The sequence below is a fragment of the Mediterraneibacter sp. HA8405 genome (genome assembly GCF_056148955.1).
The window spans coordinates 2,601,101-2,615,330 of the sequence record NZ_CM148758.1; the positions used below are offsets into that span (position 1 = coordinate 2,601,101).

At 46.4% G+C, this 14,230-nt stretch carries 10 protein-coding genes, 1 other RNA gene and 1 other annotated feature; of the genes, 1 reads left to right on the forward strand and 10 read right to left on the reverse strand.

Annotated elements, in window-relative coordinates; genetic code table 11:
- Positions 1–2 precede the first annotated feature (2 nt).
- The 9 genes from AC0QUU_RS12250 to AC0QUU_RS12290 all read right to left on the reverse strand — a co-directional run bounded on the left by AC0QUU_RS12250 (position 3) and on the right by AC0QUU_RS12290 (position 11,260).
- Positions 3–1,130 (reverse strand): glycosyl hydrolase family 18 protein, encoded by a 1,128-nt coding sequence (locus AC0QUU_RS12250; RefSeq protein WP_474543150.1) that lies wholly within the window; start codon positions 1,128–1,130, stop codon positions 3–5.
- 885 nt (positions 1,131–2,015) lie between these two features.
- Entirely contained in the window at positions 2,016–3,041 is a 1,026-nt protein-coding gene (gene queA, locus AC0QUU_RS12255; RefSeq protein WP_474543152.1) for a tRNA preQ1(34) S-adenosylmethionine ribosyltransferase-isomerase QueA, read from the reverse strand.
- A 5-nt stretch (positions 3,042–3,046) separates the two neighbouring features.
- Positions 3,047–3,688: an RDD family protein gene (locus tag AC0QUU_RS12260; protein WP_474543154.1), complete on the reverse strand. Its 642-nt coding sequence runs from the start codon at positions 3,686–3,688 to the stop codon at positions 3,047–3,049.
- Complete coding sequence (sppA, locus tag AC0QUU_RS12265) at positions 3,669–4,646, reverse strand: signal peptide peptidase SppA (protein WP_474543156.1); 978 nt, start codon at positions 4,644–4,646, stop codon at positions 3,669–3,671. Before sppA ends, AC0QUU_RS12260 begins: the two co-directional genes overlap by 20 nt.
- 64 nt (positions 4,647–4,710) lie before the next feature.
- Positions 4,711–7,131: a phenylalanine--tRNA ligase subunit beta gene (gene pheT / locus AC0QUU_RS12270; RefSeq protein WP_474543158.1), complete on the reverse strand. Its 2,421-nt coding sequence runs from the start codon at positions 7,129–7,131 to the stop codon at positions 4,711–4,713.
- Positions 7,132–7,192: 61 nt separating this feature from the next.
- The gene (gene pheS, locus AC0QUU_RS12275; protein ID WP_474543159.1) at positions 7,193–8,212 is read right to left on the reverse strand and encodes a phenylalanine--tRNA ligase subunit alpha; all 1,020 of its coding nucleotides are present in this window, start codon (positions 8,210–8,212) and stop codon (positions 7,193–7,195) included.
- A gap of 71 nt (positions 8,213–8,283) precedes the next feature.
- Positions 8,284–8,510: a binding site (T-box leader), on the reverse strand.
- Between the two features lie 68 nt (positions 8,511–8,578).
- Positions 8,579–9,466, reverse strand: coding sequence for a YihY/virulence factor BrkB family protein (locus AC0QUU_RS12280; protein ID WP_474543160.1), 888 nt, complete (start codon positions 9,464–9,466; stop codon positions 8,579–8,581).
- 123 nt (positions 9,467–9,589) lie between these two features.
- Positions 9,590–9,768: non-coding RNA, 6S RNA (gene ssrS, locus AC0QUU_RS12285), on the reverse strand.
- Positions 9,769–9,889: 121 nt separating this feature from the next.
- Positions 9,890–11,260, reverse strand: coding sequence for an NAD(P)/FAD-dependent oxidoreductase (locus tag AC0QUU_RS12290; protein ID WP_474543161.1), 1,371 nt, complete (start codon positions 11,258–11,260; stop codon positions 9,890–9,892).
- Between the two features lie 191 nt (positions 11,261–11,451).
- Here AC0QUU_RS12290 and AC0QUU_RS12295 point away from each other — a divergent pair, with 191 nt between their 5' ends.
- Positions 11,452–12,234 carry an EFR1 family ferrodoxin gene (locus tag AC0QUU_RS12295; protein ID WP_474543162.1) on the forward strand — a complete coding sequence of 261 codons (783 nt, stop codon included), beginning with the start codon at positions 11,452–11,454 and terminating at the stop codon, positions 12,232–12,234.
- A gap of 124 nt (positions 12,235–12,358) precedes the next feature.
- Here the strand turns inward: AC0QUU_RS12295 and guaB are convergent, their stop codons facing one another.
- Positions 12,359–13,813 (reverse strand): IMP dehydrogenase, encoded by a 1,455-nt coding sequence (gene guaB / locus AC0QUU_RS12300; RefSeq protein ID WP_474543164.1) that lies wholly within the window; start codon positions 13,811–13,813, stop codon positions 12,359–12,361.
- Between the last annotated feature and the right edge of the window lie 417 nt (positions 13,814–14,230).

Sequence of the window (14,230 nt, forward strand, 5' to 3'; positions counted from 1 at the left end):
CTTTATTTTTCCGTACCGCTGCCGAGCAGCAGCCAGTTGGCCCGGAACGGCCTCATCAGATTCCAATAACCAATTCCCGACAGCCCATATTCTCTTGCCAGGTCAAGCTTGACCTTAATACTTCTGGGATCTTCAAACCACACTTCATGGCTCTGGCCTGCCGCCATATAAGTAAACCAGGGGCTCTGTGCAATCCGGGCATAACGGATTTCCGCGCCATTTTCTGCCGCAATCCGCACCGCTTCTACATTTCCTATTGTTCTGGCCCGCGTCAGACCTCTTTCGTAGGGCAGCGTCCAGTCATATCCATAATTTGGGATTCCCATAACCAGCTTTTCTTCCGGGATCCTTGTCACAGCATATTCCAGAACCTGTCTGACCTTATCCGCCGGAGCCACAGCCATGGGCGGGCCATATGTATATCCCCACTCATAGGTCATCAGAAAGACAAAGTCCGCGCTTTCTCCCAAAAGATAATAATCCAGTCCCTCTACCAGAAGCCCTTTCTGTGTATCGGATACTTTCGGAGCAAGGGCTACAGAAGTTCGATATCCGCCTGCGCTCATTCTTTTTCTCACCCGGCCCACAAACTGTGCAAATCTGACCCTGTTTTCCGGAAGTATATATTCAAAATCAATATTTACGCCTGCATACCCTTTGTCCTCCACTGTCCGGTACAGCTGGTCAATTACTTTTTTCTGAATCTCATCATTCTCTGTCAGCACTTTTATAAGCTGATTGTTAAATGCGCCGCCAGAAAACGGCGTCAATACCAGAAGCGGCTCTGCACCTCTTTTCCAGGACTCTTCCACAAGCCACAGATCATCCTGAAGAGGCGCGACCAGATCTCCTTCAAATGTAAACCCATAAGAAAAAACAAGAAGTTCCTGAAGAGCCGGAAAGGCCTGCGTCAGAATTTCCGGTTCAATAAACGGATACGCATAGCCTCCGATTCTCAGCCCTTCCCCCTCATATCCCTTTTCACCCTCCTTTAATAAAAGAAGAGCCTGCCCGGGAACGAGCCGGTCCGGCAGATCCAGCTGGTTATCATATATAATCTTCCACACCGGAACACCGTTTTCTTCCGAAATATATTCCAGCGTGTCGCCTTTTTCCACTACATAAATCAAAAAATCACCCCCGCACAGAAATCATATGCATCTGTGCGGAGGTTTATGAATTCGGATTTGTCGGAGAGCTGCGAGTGGAGAGGCGTCCGAAAACACCTGGATACCAGGAGATTGGATAATCGGATCTGGAAATGAGGGATGTGTGCTTTTGTTTCCGTTCCGCAGATAAAGAAAAACTAAAAAACCTGACGACAGGCTAAGAGCAAAATTTACAGCAGAAAACTCGCATTCGCTCAGACAATTCTGCTGTAAATTTTAACGCCTGCCGCCAGGTTTTCTGTTTTTCTAACATCTGCTCCAAAGTCACCAAAAGCACACATCCCTCATTTCCAAAAGTCGCATCCAATCGGCGGTATCCCGCTGTTTTCTGCGCACATCCAGTCAGCAGTATCCCCGACAATTCCGAATTTCAGAAAACAGGAAAAAACCGGAGCTGTTCCGACTGCAGCTGGTTGGATCTAAAGCATCACTACTGTCTGGATCACCTGCCGTCTTCGCCGTTAAAGCACCCCTTTCTTTTTTGGTTTATGAGGATCTGCGAAGGGAATTTCCGGACTGAGGAACAGAAAAACGGAAGTCCGGAGAGTTTTTGGATGCGCCTTTCAGAAGAGGGGGACAGGGAATTCTGATGACTCTGGAATGAGTTTAGAAAAATAGGAACCTGAGAATCAGCATCAGGATTTGCAGCGGGCTCTGTCCGAGCGCATGCGAGTTAGCCCGCTGTAAATCCTGTTTTTAGCTGATTCCCAGGTTCCGTTATTTTTCTTAACTCATGGAACGGAAACAGAATTCCCTGTCCCCCTCTTCTGAATCCGTCTTATAAAAACTTCTTTGTCCTCTGTTTTCCTTTTTCGATACCGGAAGTTCACTTTGACAAATCCGAATCTATATGATCAGCATCGCATCACCGAAACTGAAGAATCTGTACCTTTCTCTGACGGCCTCTTCATATGCGGCCAGCACATGATCCCGCCCGGCCAGTGCAGACACCAGCATAATTAATGTCGATTCAGGGAGATGGAAATTTGTAATCAGGCCGTCCAGCGCCTTGAATGTGTAGCCCGGATAAATAAATATCTCCGTCCAGCCACTGCAGGCCTTCAGATGTCCGTTTTCATCCGCCGCTGATTCAATAGTTCGGCAGCTGGTCGTACCTACACAGATAATCCTGCCTCCCCGGGCTTTCGCCCCGTTAATCTTCTCTGCCGCCTCTTCATCAATCATGTAGAATTCCGAGTGCATGTGGTGATTTTCCACATCTTCCACTTTCACCGGTCGGAATGTGCCTAGGCCTACATGAAGCGTTACTCTGGCAATGTCCACGCCTTTTCTGCCTATCTCCTCCAGAAGCTCCGGCGTAAAATGAAGTCCTGCTGTAGGGGCCGCGGCAGAACCTTCGTGAGCAGCATACACTGTATTATATCTGTCTTTATCTTTCAGCTGATGGGTGATATACGGCGGAAGCGGCATCTGTCCCAGCTGGTCCAGAATTTCTTCAAAGATCCCGTCATATTCAAACCGGATCAGACGGTTTCCTTCATCTACCACGTCAATGACTTCTCCTTTCAGAAGTCCGTCGCCAAAACTGATTCTCGTCCCCGGTTTTGCCTTTCTTCCCGGCTTGACGAGAGTTTCCCACACATCGTTCTGTTTCCGCTTCAGAAGCAGAACTTCAATTTTTGCTCCGGTTTCTTCCTTCGCTCCGATCAGACGGGCCGGAATTACTTTGGTGTCATTAATCACAAGGCAGTCTCCCGGGTTCAGGTAATTTACAATTTCCCGAAATGTATGATGCTGTGTCTCACCTGTCTTTTTATCAAGAACAAGGAGCCTGGAAGATGACCGGTCTTCCAGAGGATCCTGTGCTATCAGTTCCTCCGGAAGGTCATAATAAAAATCCTGACGTTTCATATCTGTCAACCTCTATCTTTTATATTGCTGGTATTCTGATCCCCAGTTCCGTTTTGCGTATTATCCGGCGGCACCGGCATATTGTGCAGATTCTGCGGGCCGACCGGATTCTGAGATGCCGGACCGCCGAACGCCGTATACGGCCGCTGTCCGGTCTGTACAGGAATAACCTTCACACGTTTTGCATAGATAACCCGGGTATCGCAGAGAATATCGTGTACAGCTCTTTTTTCGCTGTCAATGCCGGCAATAATATATCCGATATTCAGAATCACGCCGCTGAGAAATTTACCGATTGTTTCCCGGTACACAACATCGAACAGCCGAAGCTTCTCTCCTGTTCCGGAAGGTACAACCCTGAGATTAAGCAGACGTTTTCCCGCCGTTGTACCCGTACAATAGGTACAGATAATATAATAAGACGCGCCCAGAAGATATAAAATGATGTCTCTCCACGTGTAGGTAAAAAGGACTTTCATGTCCAGCAGATTTATTTCAAACAATTCAAAAAACGAAGACCCCGCCGCCAGTACAAGTCGTGCCGTCAATGTCAGAACGCCCACAATCAGGCTGTCAATAAGAAAAGCCGCAAAACGTACCCAGAATCCTGCATAAACAACTGTCTTTTCAATGCAACTGTTCTGCATAGTACATCAGCACCCCGCTTTCCGTTTCTTCTGCGGTTTCTTTCAGTATCTGAGCTTCCGATTTCGGAAGAATACTCTCTGCTTTCAAAAAAAGCGATGCAAGCAGACCTTCCTCCGCGGAAGGCTCATAAAATGTGCTTACTCCCAGCTCTTCCGCCATCTGCCCGCGCATTCCTTCATAGGAGCTGATCTGATCTATAAGACCGTTTTCCAGCGCCTGCTGTGCAGTGTAAGTGCGTCCGTCCGCCAGGCTGATCACTTCTTCTTCCGACATATTTCTGCCATCGGCAACCTTCTGTACAAACCGTTCATAACATTCGTCCACCTGGCTCTGATAGATTTCCATCTGATCCGGCGTCATCTGGCTGCTGTCCTTATTTGCCCCGCTTGTTATACTGAAATATTCAATTCCCAGTTTCTCATAGAGCCCCGACAGATCATATCCTGACATAATTACTCCAATGGAGCCTGTAGTCGTATTACGGTTTGCATAGATTTCATCTGCAGCCACGGAGGCCATATAGCCTCCTGAAGCAGCATAATGCGCCATATAACACCAGATCGGATTTCCAGTAACCTCTTTATACTCGATCAGCTTGTCATAGAGCTCTTCTGATTCATATACCGTTCCTCCCGGCGAATCTACATACAGAAGAATGCCCTTATTGCTTCTGTCATCTATCAGCTCATTAATATACTCCATTGTAGTAGTATGCTGATATCCTTCTGCAACATCAAACAACCCGGTTTCTGTCTGTTCCTGTATTGTCCCGGTTACAGAAACAATTGCAATATAATCCTCCAGAGGAGCAGAAAATTCAACTCCTCCGGTCAGAATTTCAGAAGATACACTGCCGAAAATCCGGTCCATCAGACCATTCGTCAGCATACTGGCCGCACAGGTTATGATAAACATCACGGCTGCCACCACAATGCCGATAATCTGTTTCTTTTTCATCTGTCTCTCCTTTTACAGTTACCTGTCTGTCTGTCTATATTTCCAAATCCACAGACAGAACCGCTTATTTGCGGAGTTCGATCCCCAGTGCTTCAAGCCCTTTCAGGATCCGGTCCATTGCCTCTGTAACTTCTGCGTCAGACAGCGTTTTATCTTTTGCACGGAATACGATGGAATAAGCCACCGACTTAAATCCGTCCCTGATCTGCTCGCCCTCATACAGGTCAAACAGATGATAACTTTCCAGATAAGCACCGCCTTTTTTCTCAACAATCTCTTCAATCTGTCCCACAAGAATTTCTTTCGGAACAACCATGCTGATATCTCTTGTCACAGACGGATACTTCGCGATTCCTGTATACTTTCTGTCAAATGTAGCATACGGCAGTATCTCCGGCATATCAATTACGGCAATGTATGCTCTTGTCCCTATTCCATAAGTATCGGCAACTTCCGGATGTACCTCTCCCAGATATCCTACAACCTCTCCGTCATAGATAATATTTGCCTGACGTCCCGGATGAAGGAATGTCTTACCTGCATTCGGATCATATTTTTCTCTTCCTCTCATGCCGATCTTCTCGAAGAATTCTTCCACAACGCCTTTCATTGTAAAGAAATCTCCCTCGCCGTACATACCAAGAGTAAACTGCATTCTCTCATCCGGCAGCTCGTTAAGCGGAAGTGCTTTCGGGATGTAAATGTTGCCCAGCTCATACAGACGGACGTCTTTATTTCTTCTGTTATAGTTTGTAGCAAGAGAAACAAGCATACCGTTTAAGGAAGTCGTTCTCATGATACTGTAATCTTCACCCAGCGGGTTCATGATCTCAATCGCGTTTCTGAGTCCGGAATCTGCCGGAAGCAGAAGCTTATCAAATACTTTCGGGCTCTCGAAAGAGTATGTCATACCCTGGCTGAAGCCGCAGAACTCCGCGATATCTCTTGCTACCTGCTCGATTCTCAGCTTGAAAGAGAGCTTTCCTGTCGTAGACTCTCCGGCCGGCAGTGTGGTTGGAATATTGTCATATCCGTAAAATCTCGCCACTTCCTCCGCAAGATCGGCAAGACGGAAGAGATCCTGACGGAATGTCGGAGCGATGATTTCTTTTGTTGCCGGATCATATTCGAGATCAATCTTTTTAAAATATGCAAGCATTTCTTCTTCAGAAATGTCTGTTCCGAGAAGGTCGTTGATCTTGTCCGCATCAAAAGGAACTCTCACAGGCTCTTTCTTCCTGCCGTATACGTCAACCATGCCGCCGACTACTTCTCCTGCGCCCATTTCTTCTACAAGCTGGCAGGCGCGGTCGATTGCCGCCTGCGCATTATTCGGGTCAAGTCCTTTCTCAAATTTTGCAGAGGCATCTGTACGAAGTCCGATTCTCTTGCTGGATTTACGGATGTTCACGCCGTCAAAGCAGGCCGCCTCGAAAAGCATGGTTTTTACATCGTCAGTAATCATGGAGTTCTCTCCTCCCATAATTCCCGCGATACCAATCTCCTTCTCTCCGTCGCAGATCATAAGGACATTTTCATCCATTGTCCTCTCCTGACCATCCAGCGTCGTAAACTTGTCCCCGTCTTTTGCAGTCTTTACCACAATATGATGATCTGCGATGGTGTCCAGATCATATGCGTGCATGGGCTGTCCGTACTCCTCCATCACATAGTTTGTAATATCAACCAGATTATTGATCGGGCGGATTCCGACGGATGCCAGTCTTCTCTGCATCCACTTCGGTGACGGTCCGATCTTAATGTTTTTCACAACTCTCGCACAGTAGCGCGGACAGAGGTCTGTATTTTCTACCGTAACCTTCACATAATCATTAACATCCTCATCATTTCCTGTCGGTGTAACAACCGGCGGCCTGAATTCCTTGCGGAACGTAGCGGCAGCCTCTCTGGCAATGCCAATGACACTGAAGCAGTCAACGCGGTTGGATGTAATCTCATACTCGAAGATCGCATCATCCAGTCCAAGTGCTTTGACAGCGCTCTCACCCACAACAGCATCCTCCGGGAAAATGTAGATTCCATACTCCGGAGCTTCCGGATACATTTCGCGGGTAGACCCCAGCTCTTCGATGGAACACATCATACCGCAGCTCTCCACACCGCGCAGTTTTCCTTTCTTGATTTTCACTCCGCCTTCGACTTTTTGGCCCGGCTCATGTCCGCCTGCAACGCGTCCTCCGTCCAGCACAACCGGGATCTTGTCTCCCTCTTTTACATTCGGTGCGCCTGTGACGATCTGAATCGTCTCTGTTCCGATGTTCACCTGACAGATGATCAGTTTGTCTGCGTCCGGGTGCTTCTCGATTTTCTCGATCTGTCCGATCACGATCTTGTCCAGATCCGCATCCATCTTCTCATATCCCTCTACCTTCGTTCCGGAGAGCGTCATCGCATCGGTGTACTCCTGCGCTGTCACATCAAGATCCGGAACATATGCCTTAATCCATGATAATGAAGTATTCATCTCTATAACCTTTCCTTCCTCAATATTGTCAAATTCATAACAATCCAGTCATTGCCTTTTACTAGAACTGCTTTAAGAAACGGATATCGTTCTCATACAGAAGTCTCATATCGTCGATCTCATATTTGAGCAGCGCGATACGCTCAAGTCCTACTCCGAACGCGAATCCGCCGTACTCCTCCGGATCAATGCCGCACATCTCAAGCACATGGGGGTGTACCATACCGCAGCCGAGGATCTCGATCCAGCCGGATCCTTTGCAGAAACGGCATCCCTTGCCGCCGCATTTAAAGCAGCTTACGTCCACCTCTGCGCTTGGCTCCGTGAACGGGAAGTGGTGGGGACGGAACTTCGTCTTTGTCTCCGGCCCGAACAGCTCTTTCGCGAATACTTCCAGCGTTCCTTTCAGATCTGCGAAAGAAATATTCTTGTCGATAACCAGACCTTCGATCTGATGAAAGGACGGTGAATGTGTTGCGTCCACTTCGTCAGAACGGAACACTCTTCCCGGTGCGATCATACGGATCGGAAGTTTGCCCTGCTCCATAACGCGCGCCTGAACCGGTGATGTCTGGGTTCTCAGCACGATTTCTTTATTAATATAGAACGTATCCTGCTCATCCTTCGCCGGGTGGTCCGCCGGAATATTCAGTTTCTCGAAGTTGTACTCGTCATACTCCACTTCCGGTCCTTCTACGACTTCATATCCCATCCCAACAAAAATACGCTCAACTTCTTCCAGCGCAATTGTGTTCGGATGACGGTGACCTATGATATTTTTCCTGGATGGAAGCGTTACATCGATCACTTCCTCTTTCATCTTCTGCTCGCGGATGGCGCGCTCCATTTTTGTCTTTGACTCATCCAGCAGTGCCTCAATGGCAGCTCTTGTATCATTTACCATCTGCCCTACCTTCGGACGATCTTCCGGAGCCACATCTTTCATTCCCTTTAACACAGCTGTGAGCTCACCTTTTTTGCCGAGGTATTTCACACGCACGTCATTTAATTTTTCCGGGGCATCTGCTGCCTGGATCTGTGCCACTGCCTCAGCTTTGATCTGTTCCAGTTTTTCTTTCATTTTCTCTTACTCCTTTCGGTATGCTTCATATAAGCAGGACTTGTTTACGCGAAAAAAGAAGCCCCGTCCCTGAAAGGGACGAGGCCATAATACTCGCGGTACCACCCTGTTTCCCGCATATGATATGCGGACACTCAAATCTGTGTAACGTACAGTCTACGGCATTTCCTACTCAATTTCAGAAATACAGCTCACGTGGGAAATTCAACTGCTGTCTGAACTGAAGAAGACTTTCAGCCGGTGATCTTCTCTCTCTGACGGAAAACAGCACTCTACTTTGCACGGTCATAGCCTTTTTATGTCTCTGATAAATAGTCAAATTTCTTTATACATTCTAACACAGCTTTTCTGTTTGTCAAGATTTTCTCATTCTTTTTCCGCCGGCTTTTTTTCCGCTTTTTCTTCTGTCCTTTCCCTCCGGCCCACATGAAATCTTTCAAGCAGAGCATTCACTTCTCCGCCCAGAAGGATAATATACATACACACATAAAGCCAGAGCAGAATCAGAATAATCGTCGTGAGACTTCCATACATGTTTGTAAATCCCGTAAAAATATCCAGATAAACAGAAAAAATAAAAGATACAAACAGCCATCCGCAGGCGGTAAAAACTGCTCCCGGAAGCTGTCTGCGCAAAGTAGTCTTTGCCCGGTTTTTTCTGTTTGGAAGGAATTTATACACAAGATCCCAGAATATTGTCAGCACAATAAGTGTCACGAAGGTCCGGATCCGGATAATAAAGTCTACCACTTTGCTCAAAAAAGGCACATATTCATACAACATCACACTGATACTGTTTCCAAATACCGACAGAACCAGGGATAGCATAATAGCCAGAAGAAAGAGAACCGTATAAAATGAGGCCCGGATTCTTAGGTAAAAATAATTTCTCGTTTCTGTTTTCGCATAAATGCAGTTCAGTCCCGATGTTACAGAAAGTACGCCCTTTCCCGCCGACCAGAGCGCCACGATAACGGTAACCGGAATTACTGTTCCCGACTGAGTGTATACCTGAATCACAATTGACCGTATCATCGGTGTCACAGATTCCGGAAACACCTGCAGCACTGCCTCCATTACATCATTCATAGTAACCGGCGTAAACTGTACCATAGTAAGGAGGAGAAGAAAAATCGGAATCAGAGAAAGCACAAAAAAATACGCTGCCTGTGCCGCATACGCCCCGGTATGATGCGAATTAACAGTGACAATAATTCTCAATATCTGTGTCCGGATCTTTTTCCCTTTTCCCATTCTGAAAACACTCCTGCATACTTATAAATGACAGCGCCGCCTGAAGACGGCGGAAGCTTTTTCTTCTGAGATAAATTCTTATGGAAAAAGCGGCCGTACAGGACGACCGCCTTTATCATTAGTATTTCCCCCAAAATGCCGGTCCTGTATTTTGACTCCTAGCCGCAGCTAGGTGGGCAACCGCATCTGCTTTTTTGTCTTCCACTGCAAGTCGGAGGCCTGACATATTACAGAAATATAAGAATCCCTTTTAAAGTAATGTAGGTTCAAAATTACAGGGTTGTCGCACATTTCAGGTTAACTCTCTTTACTTTTCTAGAAGTATTATACTCCATTTATACCTGTTTTACAACTGATAGTTTTTTCCGTTTCAAAAGACACATAACCGTTCACCCATGCCGTGCCGGATTCGGCAGCTGCATATTACCTCTGCGCAATCTCTCTGGCTACAAAGACTCCGCTGGCAGAAGCATGTGAAAGAGAATGAGTAACTCCGCTTCCGTCTCCGATTACATACAAGCCCTCATATTTTGTCTCAAGACGGCTGTTCAGCTCCACTTCCATGTTGTAAAATTTTACCTCTACTCCATAGAGCAGTGTGTCGTCATTTGCCGTGCCTGGGGCAATTTTATCCAGCGCGTATATCATCTCAATAATGCCGTCCAGTATCCGCTTTGGCAGAACAAGACTCAGATCTCCGGGTTCGGCAGAAAGGGTTGGGATAACAAAGCCATCCTCTATCCTGTTATGCGTACTTCGTCTGCCCCGGATCAGATCGCCGAACCGCTGAACGATTACCCCGCCGCCCAGCATATTGGACAGGCGGGCAATACTTTCCCCATACCCGTTACTGTCTTTAAATGGCTCAGAAAAATGTTTTGCCACCAGAAGGGCAAAATTGGTGTTTGCCGTCTGCTTTTCCTCATCCTCATAACTGTGTCCGTTCACTGTTACGATTCCGTTTGTATTTTCATTTACAACAATTCCGTTCGGATTCATACAGAACGTGCGCACCCGGTCTTCAAATTTTTCTGTGCGGTATACAATTTTACTTTCATAAAGTTCATCAGTAAGATGGGAAAAGATCTCGGCAGGGAGTTCTACTCTGACTCCGATATCAACCCGGTTGGAACGGGTAGGAATATCCATTTCGCGGCAGATCTCTTCCATCCATTTACTTCCGCTTCTTCCCACAGAAACAATGCACTCTCTGCATGTATCACAGTTGTCCCCCTGCCATACCTTATATCCTTCTCCGGTCTTTTCCAGCCGGTCCACACGGCAGCGGAAACGGAATTCTACCTTGTCTTTCATTTTGTGATAAAGATTTCTCAGAACGATATAATTAATATCTGTTCCCAGATGGCGCACAGAAGCGTTCAGAAGCTTCAGTTTATTCTGCATACACAGTTTTTTAAAACGGGTTCCGGCTGTAGAATACATCTTTGTATCCTGTCCGCCGTTCTCCACATTGATCTTATCCACGTACTCCATCAGCTCTACTGCTCTCTCCCGGCCGATATACTCATACAGTGTACCGCCGAAATCATTTGTAATATTATACTTTCCGTCTGAAAAAGCGCCTGCGCCTCCGAATCCGCTCATAATCGCACAGGTTTTACATTTGATGCAGCTTTTTACTTTTTTTCCGTCAATAGGACATTTCCGTTCTTCGAGAGGAGAGCCTGCCTCCATTACTGCGACTTTCATCTCCGGCGCAAGCCGCGCCAGTTCATATGCCGCAAAAATTCCTCCCGGACCTGCACCTATTATAATTACATCATATTCAGCCATATCATTCTTTCCTCTCTAAATAAAATCAATCTGCTGAACCGCCGATCCGCCGCCCTGCCGAGTTGTTTTTAAGTATCTATTATATTATAAATACTTTCGCAAAACGAAACAAGGGGGCAGTCTCCTTTTCCCCTGGCTGTAGTAATTTTCCATCTGATATGATATGATTACGTATAAAGGAGGCCTGTATTATGAAGATGAATGAGCTTAAACTTGTATATTTCAGCCCTACGGGAACTACCCGGAAAACTGTTATGGAGACAGCCCGTCAGATAGGGCTTAAATCCGTTTCTTTTGATTTTTCCGTCTATAAGGCGAAAAAACCTGTATTAAAATTTGCCGAAAATGATTTTGCGCTTTTTGCCGCACCTGTATACGGCGGCCGCGTTCCTGCACTTTTCACAGAATATCTGCAGAGTATTACAGGGAAAAACACTCCCGCCGCTCTTATTGTTACATATGGCTGCAGGGAATATGAGGATGCTCTTCTGGAGCTGAAAACAGAAGTGGAATCTCACGGCTTTAAAGTGATTGGCGCTGCCGCATTCCCCACGGAGCATTCGATTGTACCGACTATCGGTTCCCGCAGACCAAATAAAGCTGATTTGAAAACAATTGGAGAATTTGGCATAGAAATAAACCGAAGAATTAAAAACGAGGATAATTTTGATCATATCCAGGTGAAAATCCCGGGTAATTCGCCATACCGTAAATGTGCCACAATACCGCTTACTCCCAAAACAGACGCAAATCTGTGTACAGAATGCGGCTCCTGCGCCAGGGTCTGTCCCGCAGGTGCAATCTCTCTGAAAGACCCGAAGAAAACAGATTCCAAAAAGTGCATCTCCTGCATGAAATGTGTCCGTATCTGCAGGCAGAATGCCCGCAGCGTTAATTCTCTGAAACTGCGCATGACAGAAAACAAGCTGAAAAAAGTCTGTCAGAGTGACAAAAAAGCTGAATTTTTCTTCTGATCACTGAAGCAGATGACGATTTCCTTATTTCCAGAAGCAATTCCAGCAAAGAGGCCGCCTGCCGGAAAATTCCTTCCGGCAGGCGGCCTCTTTGCTGAAGCTGCTTATTCAGCTCCTTTTCTCTTTATTCATCTACACTGTAGTTAGGCGCTTCTTTTGTAATATGAATATCATGCGGATGGCTCTCTCTCAGAGACGCAGCGGAAATCTTGATAAAGCGTCCGTTGGCTTTCAGTTCTTCAACTGTATGCGTACCGCAGTAACCCATACCTGAACGGAGACCACCCATAAGCTGGAACACTGTATCCTCTACGGTTCCTTTATATGCCACACGGCCTTCTACTCCTTCCGGAACAAGCTTCTTCGCATTCTCCTGGAAGTAACGGTCTTTACTTCCGTTCTCCATGGCCGCGATAGAGCCCATGCCGCGGTATACTTTGTACTTTCTTCCCTGGTACAGTTCGAATGTTCCCGGGCTTTCGTCACATCCCGCGAAAATACTTCCCATCATACACACATTCGCTCCGGCTGCAATCGCTTTTGTCATATCGCCGGAATATTTGATACCGCCGTCGGCGATAATCGGAATACCATATTCCTTTGCCGCCTCATAGCAGTCCATAACTGCCGTAATCTGGGGAACACCAATACCTGCAACTACACGTGTCGTACAAATGGATCCCGGTCCGATTCCAACCTTTACAGCATCCACACCGGCCTCAATCAGAGCCTTTGTTCCCGCGCCTGTAGCCACATTGCCCGCAATCACCTGCAGATCCGGGTATTTTTCTTTTACCATTCTGACCGTCCTGAGGACGTTTGCAGAATGTCCGTGAGCGGAATCCATCACAACAACGTCCACTTTTGCCTTTACAAGCTCTTCCACGCGTTCCAGGCAGTTTGCAGTAATACCGATTGCCGCGCCGCAGAGCAGCCGGCCCTGGGAGTCCTTCGCAGACAACGGGTATTTAATCTGTTTTTCAATATCCTTGATTGTGATAAGACCTTTCAGATTTCCTTCATCATCCACGATCGGAAGTTTTTCTTTTCTTGCTTTTGCAAGAATCTTCTTCGCTTCCTCAAGGGTAATTCCCTCTTTTGCCGTGATCAGACCTTCGGACGTCATGGATTCTTTTATTTTCTTGGAGAAGTCTTCCTCAAATTTCAGATCACGGTTTGTAATAATACCGACCAGCTTGCGTCCTTCTGTAATAGGCACACCTGATATTCTGAACTTGGCCATCAGATTGTTGGCATCTTCAAGTGTATTTTCCGGTGAAAGGAAAAACGGATCTGTAATAACTCCGTTTTCAGATCTCTTTACCTTGTCAACTTCTTCTGCCTGCTGTTCTATTGTCATATTTTTATGGATAATTCCAATCCCACCCTGACGAGCCATGGCAATCGCCATCCGATGTTCAGTAACTGTATCCATGCCTGCGCTCATCATCGGAATATTAAGCCTAATCTTCTTCGTCAGATAAGTTGACAGATCTACCTCATTTGGAATTACCTCTGAATATGCCGGAACAAGCAGAACGTCATCAAATGTAATCCCCTCGCCAATAATCTTTCCCATGTACAATGACCTCTCTTTCTTTTGAATCCAACTATAAGCAAATGTAAATATTTAACTGATATACTACAAAAATTCCGAACATATGTCAACCGTTTTCCGGTGCAGTCACTCCAAATTTAACTTGATTTATTTTAAAGCTCACTTATAAGTACACCTTATGTATAAAAATTCGGAATTGTCGGGGATGCTGCTGACTGGATGTGCGCAGAAAACAGCGGGATACCGCCGATTGGATGCGACTTTTGGAAATGAGGGATGTGTGCTTTTGGTGACTTTGGAGCAGATATTAGAAAAACAGAAAACCTGGCGGCAGGCGTTAAAATTTACAGCAGAATTGTCTGAGCGAATGCGAGTTTTCTGCTGTAAATTTTGCTCTTAGCCTGTCGTCAGGTTTTTTAGTTTTTCTTTATCTGCGGA